Below are 16,109 nucleotides of genomic sequence, written 5' to 3' on the forward strand. Positions count from 1 at the left end.
GGTTACAGACCAGCAGCCATGGCTTTGTCGATCAGCCAGTTCAGGTTCGGACCACGGTCGCTGTGCACTTCCACCGGGCGACCGGCGAGGGTGCTGTCCAGCGCTTCGTCCGGCTGGATCAGGACGCGGATGTCGGACGACAGGTCGGCGCTTTTCAGGCTGGTGCTGCTGACAATCTTGCCGGTGCGGGTCTTGTCTTCACCGGCGATCTGGAAGCGCACGGCAGTGCCTGGCAGCACGTCGCCGAACTGACGGTAGGAGAAGCGCGCTTCGACATTGGCTTCGGTGTTGCGCGGCACCAGCTGGAAGATCACGTCGCCCTTGCTGGCGTACTGACCGTTGGCAACCATTTGCTGGCCCACGGTGCAATCGCACGGCGAAGTCAGGGTGCCAGTCATTTGCTTGCCGAACAGTTCTTCAACCTTGGCCGGGGCCAGTTGATCGTCGTCGAGATGACCCTTGAGCACGTCGAGCATGCTGGTGCTGAACGTCGCCAGCGGTGCGCCTTTGGCAGCCACGCCGTCGGCTTTGATCAGGCTTTGCACGGTGCCGTCACGGGGCATGGTGATGTTCACGCCTTGCACGCTGACCAGACCGGCCTGGGCGTGGCTGACGAAGTACATGCCGTAAACCGATTTGAAGATAAAACCGAACGCGACCAGACCGACGACGAAAATCCCCGCGCTGAAGGTCACGGCTTTCAGGCGTCCAAAAGGGGTCATGCCGTGGCCGCCGTCCTTGACCTTGCGCGCCTTGGTGAAGTTGTCGCGCTGCAGGGTCGCCAGCACTTCGCCGATGCTGACGATGTCGCCAGCCAGGTGCGAGGTGATCAGGTGACGCAGGGTCGAGATGTCCTGTGGCTCCAGGTTCTGGAACTGGCAACCGGCACGGCCGGTCTGGCGATCGTAGGAACGCACCTGCAACTCGACGTCCATGGCCAGGCCGAGGTTGTCGATGACAAATTGCAGGCGGGCCTTGTACACATCGCCAGTCTTGAGCGGCAGTTGCCCGGCGTTGAAAGCCAGGCCACCGGCGGAGAGGTCCAGCACTCGCGCTTCGACCGGGGTACGGTCCGGGCCGAAGAAACGCAGCTTGGCCGGGATTTTCACTCGGGCGTGTTGGCGCTGGGCTTCGGATTCATGCACTACGTTGGCGTTGACGGCGGTATTCATAAGGGGCGATTTCCTGGTTAATTCAATAAGGGGGCGGTCAGACCATCATCAGCAGCACGGCGACAAAAATGCTGCCGGCGGAGAAGGTCATGGTCCGAGACGACCAGGTGTTGAACCAACGTTGAAAGCTGGCGAGATCACGGGTCAGAGAAGTGGGCTGGCGAGTCCAGGATTGTTGGTCGAGGCGGAAGAACACGTAGATCTTCACCAGCGCGCCGACGATCTGGTTGTAATAGAGAATCGCCGGGTAAGCCGGGCCGATCCGGTGGCCGGAGCAGGACAGCAGCAAGGTCAGGATCAGGCGGGTGATGCCGATCCACAGCAGGTAAACCAGGATAAACGCGGTGCCGTACTTGAAGCTGGCGATCAGCGCCACGGTCAGGCCCAGCAACGAGGTCCACATCGACACGCGCTGATCGAACAGCACCACCGAGGTGAACGCGCCGAGACGTTTGATCCCCAGGCCCAGGGCGCGGGAGTTCTGGCGCAGGTTGTTGCCGTACCAGCGGAACATCAGTTTGCGACTGGCCTTGATGAAGCTTTTCTCTGGCGGATGTTCAACGGTGTGGATCGCGGCGTCGGGCACGTAGAAGGTGTCGTAGCCCAGGCGCATCAGGCTGAACCAGCTCGACTTGTCGTCACCGGTGAGGAACTTGAAGCGGCCCAGGCGCCAATGTTGCAGCGAGTCGCTTTCCACGTCGGCGATGAAGTCCGGGTTGGTGACCACGCTGGCGCGGAATACCGACATCCGCCCGGTCATGGTCAACACGCGCTTGGACAGAGCCATCGAGCACATGTTGATGTGACGCTGGGCGAAACGCAGCTTGTGCCATTCGCTCATGATGTAGCCGCCGCGCACTTCGCAGAACTCGTTGGTGGTCAGGCCGCCGACGTTGCCGAACAGCTGGAACCACGGCACGGTCTTGAGCACGACGCCTTCGGCGAGCACGGTATCGCCATCGATCACCGCCACGACTGCGCGGTCATCCGGCAGGTGACGGGAAATGGCGCGGAAACCGTAAGCCAGACCATCGCGCTTACCGGTGCCGGGAATGCGCACGAAGTCGAGCTTCACGCGATCAGGCGGGTTCATCCGGTTCCACAGGGCCTTGACCAGCAGCTCATCGGACATTTCCACGATGGAGCAGACCATGGTGGTCGGCAGGCCGCAGTCGATGGCCTCGCGGATCACCGAGCTGTAGACCTGCGCGGTGGTCAGCGCATCGATACGGAAGCTGGTGACCATCAGGAATACGTGGGACGGGTCCGCCGCCTTGCCCAGCTTGCGCACTTTGCGCCGCAGGTGCGGGTAGACCACGTACAAAAACAGCATGCCGCGCAGAAAGTGCGTGGCACCCATCGAGTAGCGCCAGATGCCGACGATACCGATCAGGAAAATGAAGTCCTTCGACTCGGAGTCGAACGTGGACACAGGCAACGCCAAGGCGATGCCCATCAATAAACTTAGATAAAACAGCCAACCGGCGGCCTGGAGTAGGCCGTGCTTTAGCCTGTGCATAATCTGCATCCGTCTCGATCTCGGGCGGAGCCCGATTGGGTTAAGGCAGGCGTAAATGCCACGTCGATCTCTCGGACCGTAGGAGCGAGGCTTGCCCGCGAAGGCTGCGTGCCTGACACACCAGGGCGTCTGGTTCGCCGGCAAGCCTGGCTCCTACAGGGACGGTGTGTTACCAGCAGATGCCTTCGGTGCGACCGCTCACGCTGGTGGCCTTGGACATGAAGCCAACCAGGTCGATCACTTGCTTACCGTGTGGGGCGTTCTGCGCCAGGGCGCGGAATTTCTCGTCACGGTTGCCCAGGATGATCACGTCGCAGTTGTCGATCACCGCGTCGAAGTCGGCGTTGAGCAAGGAGGAGACGTGGGGGATCTTCGACTCGATGTAGTCCTTGTTCGCGCCATGGACACGGGCGTATTCGACGTTGCTGTCGTAGATGCTCAGGTCGTAACCCTTGCCGATCAGCATTTCCGCCAGATCAACCAGCGGGCTTTCGCGCAGGTCATCGGTGCCGGCCTTGAAGCTCAGGCCCAGCAGGGCGACTTTGCGTTTGTCGTGGCTGGAGACGATGTCGAAGGCGTTCTGCACCTGGGATTCGTTACTGCGCATCAGCGAGTTGAGCAGCGGCGCTTCCACGTCCAGGGAACCGGCGCGGTAGGTCAGGGCGCGGACGTCTTTGGGCAGGCAGGAACCGCCGAAGGCGAAGCCCGGACGCATGTAGTACTGGGACAGGTTCAGGGTCTTGTCCTGGCAGACCACGTCCATCACTTCACGACCGTCGACGCCGACAGCCTTGGCGATGTTGCCGATCTCGTTGGCGAAGGTCACTTTGGTGGCGTGCCACACGTTGCAGGTGTACTTGATCATCTCGGCAACGGCGATGTCCTTGCGGATGATCGGCGCGTCGAGCTCTTCGTACAGCGATTGCAGAACATCGCCCGACGCTTTGTCGAACTCGCCGATAACCGTCATTGGCGGCTGGTCATAGTCGGCGATGGCGGTGCTTTCGCGCAGGAACTCAGGGTTCACGGCAACGCCGAAATCGACGCCGGCCTTCTTGCCGGAACAGTCTTCGAGAATCGGGATGACCACGTTGGCCACGGTGCCCGGTAACACGGTGCTGCGCACAACGATGGTGTGGCGGGTGGTCTTGTCACGCAGGACAAAACCGATCTCGCGGCACACGGCTTCGATGTAGTTCAGTTCCAGATCGCCGTTCTTCTTGCTCGGCGTGCCCACGCAGATCATCGACAGGTCAGTGTCGCGAATCGCCTCGGCGAAGTTGGTGGTACCGCGCAGGCGGCCAGTCTGAATACCTTGCGCCAGAAGTCCTCCCAGGCCCGGCTCAACGATCGGCGAACGACCTGCATTGATCATATCGATCTTGTCTTTGGCAACATCGACGCCAACGACGTCATGGCCCCGTGCAGACAGGCAACCGGCACAGACTGCGCCAACGTAACCCAAACCAAATATGCTGATGCGCATCGCAATTACCTCTGTGATATCAAGCTTGTGTTTTACTAGCCATTAGATGGCCGGAGTTAAGGGTGTTCAGCGGTCATAGTGCACTCGCAAGTGCGGCTTACAGGCGCAACAATGCCGTGTGCTGGCATATAAGTTACGAGTGTCTGAATAAGTTCACTCAAGGTGTGTTTAATCGGGACTTATTGTTATGACTTGCCCTGTAATGCAGCCAATCCTCTTGTCAGAAGATATTCGTGCAATGGTCCTGCGCGCTTGATGTCAGGCAAAAGGGCCGAAATATCAAACGGTTGGCTGCCCGGATGAGCACGTTATAGGGGCGCTGCCATGGCCCTGTAGGGGATAGTCATCTTCGGTTATCTCCTGTCCTTTCTGTGTTGCCAAAATCAGCGATTAGTCTGCGAAAGTTGATGTGAGAACTTCGCTACATGGATCTCTGTTCTGCGTAAGTTATCTCCTGCAAGCGCTGTAAGAATCGTTACCGGTGGTATGAGCGGTGCATTCGGACATAGTTCCGGTCCGGCGTTCACGATTTTTGAAATTTCTTGAAATATTGAGAAAGATGGCACTGCCCTCAAATTGATAGCACTTGCCGTTTCGGCCTTTATATATAGGCGGATTATCAGAAGAGATAGTTTTTTGCCACTACCGGTAAAATTTTTCAGTGCCACTACTGAAAAAATGATCGAAGTCGAGTGAAACTAAAGTTATAAATTTGACTGATGTATTATTGGCGCCATAAAAATGGCGAATCGGGCGGGAAATGTTGGGTGTTTCAATGGGTCGACGCAGGTCGTATTTAAAGATCCTGCGCCGACTTGATGGATCACTCTGGTGCGTGATCGCGCAGGAAAACCAGATGGTCCGGTTTGGATTGCTCGGCGCTGTAGCGATAGCCCTGGACGTCGAACTCTTTGAGGGCCGCCGGGTCGTTGATGCGCTCCTCGATGACGAAGCGACTCATCATGCCTCGGGCCTTTTTCGCGTAGAAACTGATGATCTTGTACTGGCCGTTCTTCAGGTCCTTGAAGTCGGTATGGATGATGCGCGCGTTCAGGGCGTTGCGTTTGACCGCCGAGAAGTACTCGTTGGAGGCCAGGTTCAACAGTACGTCATCACCTTGATCGGCCAGGGCTTCGTTCAGCCACTCGCTGATGCGCGAGCCCCAAAACGCATACAAGTCCTTGCCGCGGGCATTGGCCAGTTTGGTGCCCATTTCCAGCCGGTAGGGCTGCATCAGATCCAGCGGGCGCAGCAGGCCGTAGAGGCCGGAGAGCATGCGCAGATGTTGCTGGGCGTAATCGAAATCGGCTTCGCTGAAGGTTTGCGCATTCAGCCCGGTGTACACATCACCCTTGAACGCCAGCAACGCCTGTTTGGCGTTTTGCGCAGTGAATGCCGGGGTCCAGCTGCCGAAACGCGCGGCATTGAGCCCGCCGATCTTGTCGGAGACGTGCATCAACTCGCTGATCTGCGCTGGCGTCAGGTCGCGCAATTGCTGGATCAGCTCTTGGGAATGGTCGAGGTACTGCGGCTGGGTAAAGCGCTGGGTCGCCGGCGGTGTTTCGTAATCGAGGGTCTTAGCGGGTGAAATCACCATCAGCATGAAGTCGTCTCCTTTAATCGTGGGGCGATTCTAGGGGGTTGTCCTTGTTGACTCCAGCTATCGACGCGATAGGCGCCAGACGGTGATCGTTCCCACGCTCTGCGTGGGAATGCAGCCCGGGACGCTCCGCGTCCCAAATCAAAAGCCGAACGCAGAGCGTCCGATGAGGCATTCCCACGCAGAGCGTGGGAACGATCAGAACCTGAGGTGGATCGGCTATAGTGCCGCGCGGGTTTTGTTATGGAGACATCCCATTGCGTATCGTTTTTCTAATCATCGCCTGGCTTCTGAGCTTTGGCGCCATGGCGGCGCCGGGCGATGTGGCGACGCTTGATCGCAGCACCTGGCCGGAAAAGCTCAACAACCCGACGCTGTTCGACGTGGCATCACGCGCCGAAATCCTCATGTTCGCCCGGGTGCTGCTGGCCAGCGAATCCCTGGATGAGCCCGCGCTGGCTCAGCGCCTGGGCCTGCGCACGGTCAACATTGAGTCGGTCAACCGTGTTCGCCAGCGCATGTGGCAACGGTTGCTGACCAACTTCAATTTCGCCCAGCAGAGTTGCGATCAGGATGCTTCCTTCTGTTTTCTGGTCGAGGACATGCCCACCCTGCGTGAGCAAGCCGGCAAATTCCAGATCAGCGAAGACAGCTACTACATCAAATGGTCCGAACCGAGCCGTTTGTTTCATGCCCAGTACCTGGACGAGCAGTTGCGCAAGGCAGCACTGTTTCCGCAAACCAGCAGCGAAGTCGATCGTTTTGGCGACTATGAGCGCAATGGCGATGCGATGCATGACCGGCTGTTTCTACTGACTTTCGACAGTGGCGCCAATACCGCGCCGGACAATACGGACTGGGTTACCGGGTACCTGCGCAAGTCGAACATGAGCGGTATGTTCTTCGTCCTCGGCAAAGACGTTCAGGCGCGCCTGGCGGAACACTCGGTGGCAACCTTGCAGTCAACTTATTCAGCCCAGTGCATCGGTGTGCAAGGCTGGGAGTTCCGCTCCCACAGCCACTGGCAGGACTGGCAGGACTCGGTGCGACGCAGTGTCGACCTGGTTAAAAGCAAACTGCCGGAAAATTATGTTCCGCTGTTCCGACCGCCCGATGGTCAGCGACGGTCGGATGCCGAGGCTTTCTTCAGGTCTCAGGGCTTGCAGGTGGCGCTGTGGGACATCGATGCGCAGGACGGTGCTGGCAAGCTCAAGGCCAGCCAGAGCGCACAACGGGTGCTGACCCTGATGCTGCTATGGCGTCATGGCGTGATCAATTTCAATGTAAAGCAGGACGGGGTGAAAACGGCGTTGCCCTGGTTGATGACGCAAACGGCACAGAGCGGAATTGGTTGGGAAGACTGTCAGGACGCTTTGCGCTGAAAACAGAAAAAGCCCTCAAACATTGGGCGAAGGGCGATTTTGGGAGGGATTTTGCTGCAGGTTGATTTCCGACTGTAAACGGGTGCTGGCAGTTCGCCAAGTGCTATTGGTCATTCTGAAAAATAAACTTCAAAAAAGCGTCAAAGTGCTTTTTTCTGTCATGTGTTTTGGAGTATTACGAAGACAGACCGCCGAAACCTGCAACACAGGTGGCGTCTTCCAAGACCCAACTATGTATGCAGTCACTTGAATCTCCACAAGTGAGATTCGGCGGCCACTTCGAGGCGCAGCACCGCCAAGGTATTGCGTCCACTGGCTCCCACTAAGGTGACCGAGTATGGATGATCACGGACGTAGCTCTTCTTCCAACCAGCCAATCCTATATGTACTCGATACCAACGTACTGATTCACGATCCAAACGCGCTGCTCAACTTCGAAGAACACCACGTCGCCATCCCGATGACCGTGCTGGAAGAGCTCGACAAGCTCAAAAGCGGGCATCACAGCGTTGCCGCCGAATGCCGTCAGGCCATTCGCCTGATCGACAAGACTCTGGGCGATGCCTCACCCGAGGATGTTGAACAGGGCGTGCCGATCCAGCGCGGCAAGAGCGGGCCGAAAGGTTTGCTGTCAATTCTGATGAGCAAGCGCGCCGAGCCGAACATCATTCTGCCCGAGCACCTGAACGACAATAGAATCATCAACCAGCTGATCGACCTGCACGCGCGCGATCCGAAAAAACCTGTGGTGCTGGTCACCAAAGACATCAACATGCGCCTCAAGGCCCGGGCTTGCGGGATCGAGGCCGAGGACTACAGCACCGACCAACTGGTCGACGACGTGTCGCTGCTGCCCAACGGTTACCACAACATGACCGGCTCCTTCTGGGACCGTGTGAGCAAGGTCGAAACCCGTCAGGACCACGGTCGCACCTGGCATCAGGTGCAGTTGATCGACAACCTGCCGGCGGTGCACATCAACGAGTTCATCATCGATGAACAGGGATTTGTCGGCTGGATCAAGGAGATTGATGAGGCCCAATTGCTGATCCTTGACCTGCACCAGGAACCCCTGTTGCACCAGGAAGCCTGGGGCCTGAAACCGCGTGACATCTATCAGAGCCTGGCCCTGTATGCCTTGCTCGATCCGGACATCCATCTGGTCAACCTGTCCGGTGCTGCCGGTTCCGGTAAAACCATCCTGGCTCTGGCGGCGGCCATCGAGCAGACCATGGTCAGCAAGCGCTATCGCCGGATCATCGCCACCCGCAGCGTGCAGGGCCTGGATCAGGAAATCGGCTTCCTGCCCGGCACCGAAGCGGAAAAAATGGAGCCTTGGCTGGGCGCCATCACCGACAACCTCGAAGCCTTGCACATGGATGATGAAAGCACCCATGGCAGCGTCGACTACATCCTCAGCAAAGTGCCGTTGCAGTTCAAATCCCTCAACTACATTCGGGGTCGCAGCTTCCAGCAGAGTCTGATCCTGATCGACGAATGCCAGAACCTGACACCGCACCAGATGAAAACCATCATCACCCGTGCCGGTGCCGGTTCCAAAGTGGTGTGCCTGGGCAACCTGGCACAGATCGACACCCCTTACCTGTCCGCGACCAGCTCCGGGCTGACGTACCTGACTGAACGCTTCAAGGATTTCCCCAACGGCGTGCACATCACCCTGCAAGGGGTGCCGCGTTCGATTCTGGCCGAATACGCAGAGTCGCACCTGTAACCCTTCACCCAAACCGGGCGGCCTCAAAATCGCCCGGTTTTTTTATGCCCCACACAAAACCCTTTTTTCATGCTCAAACCATATCCCTTGTAGGAGCGAGGCTTGCCCGCGAAGACGTAGGCACAGTCGACATCACAGTGTCAGAAATGCCGCCTTCGCGGGCAAGCCTCGCTCCTACGGTGGTGCGCAATCAAACGTGCGAAAAATTGACCCGCAGGTTTACAATCGACGCTCCTGATCAGGAGTAATCCCGTGCTGACTCATCTCGATTCACAAGGTCGCGCCAATATGGTCGACGTCACCGAAAAAGCCGTGACGTTCCGTGAGGCGACGGCTCAAGCGCTGGTGCGCATGCTGCCCGAAACCCTGCAGATGATCGTCAGAGGCGGTCACCCCAAGGGTGATGTGTTTGCCGTGGCGCGCATTGCCGGTATCCAGGCGGCGAAGAAAACCAGTGATCTGATTCCGCTGTGCCATCCGCTGATGCTAACCGGGGTCAAGGTCGAGCTCAGTGCCGAAGGCGACGACAGCGTGCGCATCGTGGCGCGCTGCAAGTTGTCCGGGCAGACCGGCGTCGAGATGGAAGCCCTGACTGCCGCCAGTGTTGCGGCGTTGACCATCTACGACATGTGCAAGGCCGTGGATCGCGGCATGACCATTGAAAGCGTACGGCTGCTGGAAAAGGTCGGCGGCAAGAGCGGGCATTTCCAGGCGGACCAGCCATGAACGTCACCGTGAAGTTTTTTGCCCGTTATCGTGAAGCGCTGGGTGTGGATTCGGTGAAGGTCGAAGGCCACTTTGCCACCGTCGACGACGTGCGGGCGCTGCTCGCTCAGCGTGACGGCGCCGAGGTGCTGAGCGAGCAGAACCTGATGTGTGCGCGTAACGAAGACCTTTGCCAACTCGACGAACCCGTTCGTGATGGCGATGAAGTGGCGTTTTTCCCGACTGTGACCGGGGGCTGAGCCATGGCTATTCGCGTGCAGTCCACGGCGTTTGATCCGGGTGCCGAAGTCAACGCCATGCACGACGCCAACGTCGGCGTCGGTGCGGTGGTGAGCTTTGTCGGCTACGTGCGCGACTTCAATGACGGGCTCGACGTGGCAGGGATGTTTCTTGAGCACTATCCAGGCATGACCGAAAAAGCCCTTGGTAAAATCGCTAGCGAGGCTGAGCAGCGCTGGCCGTTGCTCAAGCTGCAAGTGCTGCATCGCATCGGTGCGCTGGAGCCCGGCGAGCCGATCGTCTTCGTCGGCGCCGCCAGCGCCCACCGCCAGGCAGCGTTCGATGCCTGCGCCTTTGTCATGGATTACCTGAAAACCCGCGCACCGTTCTGGAAAAAAGAACACACCAGCGACGGCCCGCGTTGGGTCGAGGGCCGGGACAGCGATCATGCTGCGGCGGATCGCTGGAAGCAGTAGTTCCTTCGTTGCATTCAATTAAGCCATCGCGAGCAGGCTCACTCCTACAGTTGAACGCATTCCCCTGTAGGAGTGAGCCTGCTCGCGATAGCGTCATCTGCCACACCAAAAAACCTGCTGATTCACCACCCGACCACCGCCCGGTGCGAACTGCACCTGCCCGATTGACGAGCCATACATAAAAGTCCAGTATGGAATTATAAGTACAAAAAAGCTTTGTCCCGTTTCTGCTTTTTCTTCTGTCTTGCAAAACCAACAACAACCCGCGAGAGAACGAATATGAAGAAGTTCCCCCTCATCACCGGTCTGGCCCTGAGCCTGTTGGCGTGCAGTAGCCTGTTTGCCGCCGAGAAAACCCTGCGCATCGGTATCGAAGCGGCTTATCCGCCGTTTGCCTCCAAAACCGACAAGGGCGAGATCGCCGGTTTCGACTACGACATCGGCAATGCCTTGTGCGCTGAGATGAAGGTCAAGTGTGTGTGGGTCGAAGGTGAATTCGACGGTCTGATCCCTTCTCTGAAAGTGAAGAAAATCGACATGGCGCTGTCGTCCATGACCATCAATGACGATCGCAAGAAGTCGGTGGATTTCACCCACAAGTACTACTTCACCTCATCGCGCCTGGTGATGAAGGAAGGCGCGGTGGTGGATGACCAGTACGCCAGCCTCAAGGGCAAGACCATCGGCGTGCAGCGTGCAACCACCACCGACCGCTATGCCACCGAGGTGTTTGAACCCAACGGCATCAACGTCAAGCGCTACAGCAACAACGAAGAGATCTACATGGATCTGGCGGCCGGTCGTCTGGACGCCATTTTCGCCGACACCATTCCGCTCAATGACTTCCTGTCGATGCCGCGCGGCAAAGGCTACGCGTTTGTCGGGCCGGAACTGAAAGATCCGAAATACGTGGGCGAGGGTGCCGGGATTGCCGTGCGCAAAGGCAACGCCGAGTTGGTCAGCCAGTTGAACACGGCCATCGACGGGCTTCGTGCCAATGGCGAATACCAGAAGATTTCCGAGAAGTATTTCAAGTCCGACATCTACGGCGATTGATAGTCCGCCTTCGCGGGCAAGCCTCGCTCCTACAGGGGAACGCATCCTCCTGTAGGAGCGAGGCTTGCCCGCGAAGAGGCCAGTTCAGCCAATACACATTCAGGGTTCAACCCTTCAACTCCTTCAAATGCTTGTACACCGTCGCCCGCCCCATGTTCAGCACATTGGCCACATAGTTCGACGCGCTTTTGCCTTTGAACGCCCCTTCAGCATGCAGCGCCAGCACAAGCTCCCGTTTATGGTCACGAGTCAGCAGGTTCAGGCTCAGCTGCCGCTCGCGCAGCCAGGCGTGGAGGAAGGTGTTGATTCGCTCCTGCCAGTCATCGCGAAACAGTGAGTCCGGTTGCGGGATCAGTTTGGTCGGTGACAGGAACAGGTCCAGCGCGGCCTTGGCATTCTCGAACAGCGAAATATTCAGATTGATGCACAGCACGCCCAGCGGATGACCTTCGCTGTCGCGCAGCACAGTGCTGACGCTGCGAATGTTCTGACCATCCCAGTTGAGCTTTTCGTACGGTCCGATATTTCGTTCGCTGACATCGTCACTGAGCATGTCTTCGAGCGCCGAATCATCGCCGATTTCCCGTTTCGACAGGTTATTGGCGATGTAGTCGACCTTTTGCGTGCGCAGGTCGTGCAGCACCACCTCGGCGTGCGGGAAGAACAATGTGGCGATGGCATCGGCGATCGCCCGGAAGTTATCCAGGGACGCTTCGTTCAAGGCCGGGTCTTTTTCTGGTGCATTCATACATGGGCTCCGGGAAGCATCAGCGCCCCGTAAAACGGGGCTCTGAAAGTGTGCCGCAATCGTGGCGGCACGTCACCTGAGGACAAGAATCAACTCAGGCGGGCAGGGGATAGCATGTCGGCGCTAAGGCCGAAGCGGGTCAGTTGTTCGGGGAGGGCCTCACCGCGCACCAGGGCGGCGCTGGCCTGGCCCATGGCCGGCGAGGTCTGGATGCCGTAGCCGCCCTGTGCCGCGACCCAGAACAGCCCTGGCACCTGTGGATCGAAACCGGACAGCAAATCGCCGTCGCTGACGAAGCTGCGCAGACCGGCCCAGGTGCGGGTCGGACGGCGGATGGTCAGGGTCGTGGCTTCTTCGATCTGGTAAATGCCCATGGCGATGTCCAGCTCTTCGGGCTGCACGTCGTGAGGTTCAACCGGGTCGGCGTTGGCCGGCGAGCCGAGGAACATGCCGGCGTCGGGTTTCATGTAGAAGGATTCGTCGAGGCTGACCAGCATCGGCCAATGGTGGAAATCCACGCCTTCGGGGCCGGCGAAGATGAAAGCTGCGCGACGCTTGGGTTGCAGGCCCAGCGGTTTGGCGCCGGCAAGTGTGCCGATCTTGTCGGCCCAGGCGCCGGCGGCATTGATGATGATCGGCGCGCTGAAAGTCCCCGTGCTGGTTTGAACCTGCCACACGCCTTGGGCGTCACGGGTCAGGCTCTGTACTTCGCAGTCAGTGTGCACTTCGCTTTTGTTGCGGCGGATACCGCGCAGGTAACCCTGATGCAGGGCGTCGGTATCGATGTCGCTGGCGGTCGGGTCGTAGATCGCGCCGTGAACTTTTTCCCGCCGCAGGATCGGCACGCGTACGCAGGCCTCCTCGGCACTGAGCAATTGCATCTCTGGCACCGTGGCTTTCGCGCTCAGGTATTGGTTGTTCAGTTCGGCCGGATCGCCGGTGAGGTCCACGGTCATCTCACCGCGGGGGGTCAGCAACGGGTGTTCGCAGAAACCGCTTGGCGGAGCGTCGAAAAAGTCCCGGCTGGCCTGGGTCAGTGCGCGAACCTGCGGCGTGCCATAGGCTGCGGTGTACAGCGCCGCCGAGCGTCCGGTGGAGTGATAAGCCGGATGGGATTCGCGTTCGAGGACGACCACGCGCCCGTGCTGCGACAGCCAGAAACCGGTGGAAGCGCCGGCAATCCCGCCGCCGATGATGATGAAGTCTGCCTGGCTCATGAATGTCTCCTGATGGGGCGTGAAAAAAGGTCCCCTGTAGGAGCGAGGCTTGCCCGCGAAGAACGATAATGTGGTCTTTCTGACTGACCGAGGCGGTTTCTTCGCGGGCAAGCCTCGCTCCTACAGGGGTTGTGGTGTTAGTGCTGCAGGCTATAAATGGCATTGGCCAGCGCGATGTCTTCCAGGCCCAGACCGATGGAGCGGAAGAATACATGGCGGTCGTATTCGGGACGCTGCACCTTGTTGCTGAGCAGGTCGGGCAGGTCGCCGATGATCGCGTTTTTATCCCAACCATGCTGTTCGCCGGCGATCAACATTTCCCCGGCCGAGCCCGGGGTGGTCAGACGGTAGTCGCAGAACACCTGCATGTCTTTGAGGCTCTGCGGCGGCACTTCGTGGGCGCGCGGGGCGTTGGTGCTGATGGAGGTGATCAGCGCCGGTTTGCTTAAGTGAGACGGATCAATCACGGGGCTAGCAGACGAGGTGCAAAGCATGATCACATCGACGTCAGCAATGGCCGCTTCGCGACTGTTCGCGATGGCCAGGCGCGGGTCGAGGCTTTTCAGCAGGTTCGCGGTTTCAGCATCGTCGCTCAGGCCCGGCGAATACATGCTGATGGTCTGCCAGTCGCGCAGGCCTTTTACGTAGTGCAAATGCGCCTGAGCCACTTTGCCGCTGCCGATGATCGCCAGGCGCGTCGCTTTTACCGGCGCGAGGGCATCGATCGCCACAGCGGTGGTCGCGGCGGTGCGCGCAACGGTCAGTTCACCGGCATCGCAGAGCAGCAACGGCTGGCCGGTTTGCATCGACATCAGCAAGGTCCAGGCCGTCACCAGCGGCCCTTGTTCGCGCACGATGTATGGCGAAGTCTTGACCCCATACACGCCGTCTTCCGCCAGCACGCCCAAGTAGTTGATGAAGTCGCCGGCACCCTGTGGAAACTCCACCAGTTGCTGCGCCGGCTGCACGGCTTGCCCGGCGGCCAGGTCGCGGAACAGTTTGCGCAGGATTTGCGGCACGTCGACCTGGGCCAGTAATTCACGGGCCTGGGTTTGGGTGATCACGTAAGGGGTGCTGGACATGGTCGGCTCCGGGAGCTGCAAATAAACTAATTTGTCCATTATGGACTTTTAAATATGCCGAGCAAGCTCTTGAGGAAAAAAATCCAGACGAAAAAAAAGCGCAGTCCGTTTCCGGCTGCGCCTCTTTCTGCACGTGGTCCGTTACGGACGTTTACGCTCAACCGCCCGCAGAAGATGCGTCGGTGGTGTCTCACAGCTGATTTTACGACCCAGCAGCGCTTCGATGGACGGTAGCTGGTAGGAGTCGTCTTCACCGGCAAAACTGATGGACACGCCGTCTGCCCCGGCGCGACCGGTACGACCGATGCGGTGCACGTAATCGTCCGGGACTTCCGGCAGTGTGAAGTTGATCACGTGGCTGATGCCGTCGATGTGGATACCACGACCGGCAACATCGGTGGCCACCAGCACGCGAATCTTGCCTTCGCGGAAACCTTCGAGAGTCTTGATGCGCTTGTGCTGCGGCACGTCGCCAGACAGCTGCGCGGCGTTGATCCCATCGCGCACCAGGCGCTCTTCGATGCGTCGCACTTCATCCTTGCGATTGGCAAAGACAATGACCCGCTCCCAACCGTTGTCGTTGACCAGGTTGTAGAGCAGTTTGTATTTGTCAGCGCCGGCCACCGCGTAGATGTGCTGCTCGACGTTTTCGCTGGCCACGTTCTGCGACTCGATCTCGACGATCGACGGGTCGGTGGTCCATTGCTTGGCCAGGTTCATCACGTCTTCGGTGAAGGTCGCGGAGAACAGCAGCGTCTGACGCTCATTCTTCGGCGGGGTCTGGCGAATGATCGAACGCACTTGTGGGATGAATCCCATGTCGAGCATCCGGTCGGCTTCGTCCAGCACCATGACTTCGACCATGTCCAGATGCACGTCGCCGCGCTGGTTGAAGTCCAGCAATCGGCCGGGAGTGGCCACGAGGATGTCGCAGTGACGGGCTTCGAGGAGCTTAAGCTGCTTGTCGAAATCCATGCCGCCGACGAACGTCATGACGTTGAGGCCGGTGTACTTGGTCAGGTCTGCCGCATCCTTGGCGATCTGCACCACCAGCTCGCGGGTCGGGGCGATGATCAATGCCCGTGGCTCGCCCATGTAGCGCTCTTTCGGCGGCGGGGTTTGCAGCAGCTGGGTGATGATCGAAATCAGGAACGCCGCAGTTTTGCCGGTGCCTGTCTGGGCGCGGCCGATGGCGTCTTTGCCGGCGAGGGTGAAGCCCAGCACCTGCGCCTGGATCGGCGTGCAGTACGGAAAACCCAGATCCTGGATGGCGTGCATCAGTTCAGGGGCGAGTTTGAAATCGTGGAAACGGGTTTTGCCTTCCTGGGGTTCGACGACGAAGTCTTCGAGTTTCCACGGGATGACCGGGGCTTTTGGCTTCGGTTCGCGGCGGGGCTTGGCGGGTTTCGGTGTTTCGCTGTGCGACTGCTCGGGGGCGGTGTCCACCGCAGGCTCGGTGGCCGGAGTGCTCGACGGCTCGTGTTTCGGTGCCGCTACGGGGGCGGTCCGGCCAGGCTGATTACCGTCGGTGCGGTGGCTGGGGGGTGAGACGGAGCGCTGGGGACTGGCGCGAGTTGCTCAGTCTCGCTTTTACCGAACATTTTCTTGAGTGCTTTGAGCACGGTCATCTCATCAAATTGGTTAAGTGCCGGCCAGTGTAATGCAAGAATCAGGCGCGGCGTAGTGGGATGGAT

13 protein-coding genes and 1 pseudogene are annotated in these 16,109 nt (G+C 59.0%); 6 read left to right on the forward strand and 8 right to left on the reverse strand.

The features are described from left to right. Positions 1–2: 2 nt before the first annotated feature. From CES87_RS06080 to yaaA, 4 genes are all read right to left on the reverse strand, one after another. Positions 3–1,172, reverse strand: coding sequence for an alginate biosynthesis protein Alg44 (locus CES87_RS06080; protein WP_128605407.1), 1,170 nt, complete (start codon positions 1,170–1,172; stop codon positions 3–5). A gap of 37 nt (positions 1,173–1,209) precedes the next feature. Then, on the reverse strand, positions 1,210–2,691 hold the full coding sequence (alg8, locus tag CES87_RS06085) for a mannuronan synthase (RefSeq protein ID WP_371858183.1): 1,482 nt from the start codon (positions 2,689–2,691) through the stop codon (positions 1,210–1,212). 169 nt (positions 2,692–2,860) lie between these two features. Next, entirely contained in the window at positions 2,861–4,177 is a 1,317-nt protein-coding gene (locus tag CES87_RS06090) for a nucleotide sugar dehydrogenase (RefSeq protein ID WP_128605409.1), read from the reverse strand. Between the two features lie 823 nt (positions 4,178–5,000). Beyond that, positions 5,001–5,780 (reverse strand): peroxide stress protein YaaA, encoded by a 780-nt coding sequence (yaaA, locus tag CES87_RS06095; RefSeq protein WP_128605410.1) that lies wholly within the window; start codon positions 5,778–5,780, stop codon positions 5,001–5,003. 254 nt (positions 5,781–6,034) lie between these two features. On the opposite strand from yaaA, the gene CES87_RS06105 reads away from it, so the two are divergent. From CES87_RS06105 to CES87_RS06130, 6 genes are all read left to right on the forward strand, one after another. Further along, a complete protein-coding gene (locus CES87_RS06105; RefSeq protein ID WP_128605411.1) occupies positions 6,035–7,159 on the forward strand; it encodes a polysaccharide deacetylase family protein in 1,125 nt (374 codons plus the stop codon). Between the two features lie 337 nt (positions 7,160–7,496). Further along, positions 7,497–8,891, forward strand: coding sequence for a PhoH family protein (locus CES87_RS06110; RefSeq protein ID WP_128605412.1), 1,395 nt, complete (start codon positions 7,497–7,499; stop codon positions 8,889–8,891). A gap of 252 nt (positions 8,892–9,143) precedes the next feature. Continuing rightward, positions 9,144–9,617, forward strand: coding sequence for a cyclic pyranopterin monophosphate synthase MoaC (gene moaC, locus CES87_RS06115; protein ID WP_128605413.1), 474 nt, complete (start codon positions 9,144–9,146; stop codon positions 9,615–9,617). Next, positions 9,614–9,856, forward strand: coding sequence for a molybdopterin converting factor subunit 1 (moaD, locus tag CES87_RS06120; protein WP_128605414.1), 243 nt, complete (start codon positions 9,614–9,616; stop codon positions 9,854–9,856). Before moaC ends, moaD begins: the two co-directional genes overlap by 4 nt. Positions 9,857–9,859: 3 nt before the next feature. Then, complete coding sequence (gene moaE, locus CES87_RS06125; protein WP_128605415.1) at positions 9,860–10,312, forward strand: molybdopterin synthase catalytic subunit MoaE; 453 nt, start codon at positions 9,860–9,862, stop codon at positions 10,310–10,312. Positions 10,313–10,591: 279 nt separating this feature from the next. Then, positions 10,592–11,368, forward strand: coding sequence for an ABC transporter substrate-binding protein (locus CES87_RS06130; protein ID WP_128605416.1), 777 nt, complete (start codon positions 10,592–10,594; stop codon positions 11,366–11,368). 106 nt (positions 11,369–11,474) lie between these two features. On the opposite strand, the gene CES87_RS06135 is transcribed toward CES87_RS06130, so the two are convergent. The 4 genes and pseudogenes from CES87_RS06135 to rhlB form a co-directional block, all read right to left on the reverse strand. Beyond that, entirely contained in the window at positions 11,475–12,116 is a 642-nt protein-coding gene (locus CES87_RS06135; RefSeq protein ID WP_128605417.1) for a transcriptional regulator, read from the reverse strand. 89 nt (positions 12,117–12,205) lie between these two features. After that, complete coding sequence (locus CES87_RS06140) at positions 12,206–13,333, reverse strand: FAD-binding oxidoreductase (RefSeq protein ID WP_128605418.1); 1,128 nt, start codon at positions 13,331–13,333, stop codon at positions 12,206–12,208. 137 nt (positions 13,334–13,470) lie between these two features. Next, positions 13,471–14,415: an ornithine cyclodeaminase family protein gene (locus CES87_RS06150; protein WP_128605419.1), complete on the reverse strand. Its 945-nt coding sequence runs from the start codon at positions 14,413–14,415 to the stop codon at positions 13,471–13,473. Positions 14,416–14,556: 141 nt separating this feature from the next. Beyond that, a pseudogene (gene rhlB / locus CES87_RS06155) lies at positions 14,557–16,043 on the reverse strand (ATP-dependent RNA helicase RhlB). Positions 16,044–16,109 lie beyond the last annotated feature (66 nt).

The sequence above is a fragment of the Pseudomonas sp. ERMR1:02 genome, assembly GCF_002277815.1.
Taxonomy (GTDB): domain Bacteria; phylum Pseudomonadota; class Gammaproteobacteria; order Pseudomonadales; family Pseudomonadaceae; genus Aquipseudomonas.

Excerpts from the sequence above, each read along its gene's own strand:
- CES87_RS06080 (WP_128605407.1), bottom strand. The coding sequence starts at position 1,172 with ATGAATACCGCCGTCAACGCCAACGTAGTGCATGAATCCGAAGCCCAG.
- alg8 (WP_371858183.1), bottom strand. The coding sequence starts at position 2,691 with ATGCACAGGCTAAAGCACGGCCTACTCCAGGCCGCCGGTTGGCTGTTT.
- CES87_RS06090 (WP_128605409.1), bottom strand. The coding sequence starts at position 4,177 with ATGCGCATCAGCATATTTGGTTTGGGTTACGTTGGCGCAGTCTGTGCC.
- yaaA (WP_128605410.1), bottom strand. The coding sequence starts at position 5,780 with ATGCTGATGGTGATTTCACCCGCTAAGACCCTCGATTACGAAACACCG.
- CES87_RS06110 (WP_128605412.1), top strand. The coding sequence starts at position 7,497 with ATGGATGATCACGGACGTAGCTCTTCTTCCAACCAGCCAATCCTATAT.
- moaD (WP_128605414.1), top strand. The coding sequence starts at position 9,614 with ATGAACGTCACCGTGAAGTTTTTTGCCCGTTATCGTGAAGCGCTGGGT.
- moaE (WP_128605415.1), top strand. The coding sequence starts at position 9,860 with ATGGCTATTCGCGTGCAGTCCACGGCGTTTGATCCGGGTGCCGAAGTC.
- CES87_RS06130 (WP_128605416.1), top strand. The coding sequence starts at position 10,592 with ATGAAGAAGTTCCCCCTCATCACCGGTCTGGCCCTGAGCCTGTTGGCG.
- CES87_RS06135 (WP_128605417.1), bottom strand. The coding sequence starts at position 12,116 with ATGAATGCACCAGAAAAAGACCCGGCCTTGAACGAAGCGTCCCTGGAT.
- CES87_RS06140 (WP_128605418.1), bottom strand. The coding sequence starts at position 13,333 with ATGAGCCAGGCAGACTTCATCATCATCGGCGGCGGGATTGCCGGCGCT.
- CES87_RS06150 (WP_128605419.1), bottom strand. The coding sequence starts at position 14,415 with ATGTCCAGCACCCCTTACGTGATCACCCAAACCCAGGCCCGTGAATTA.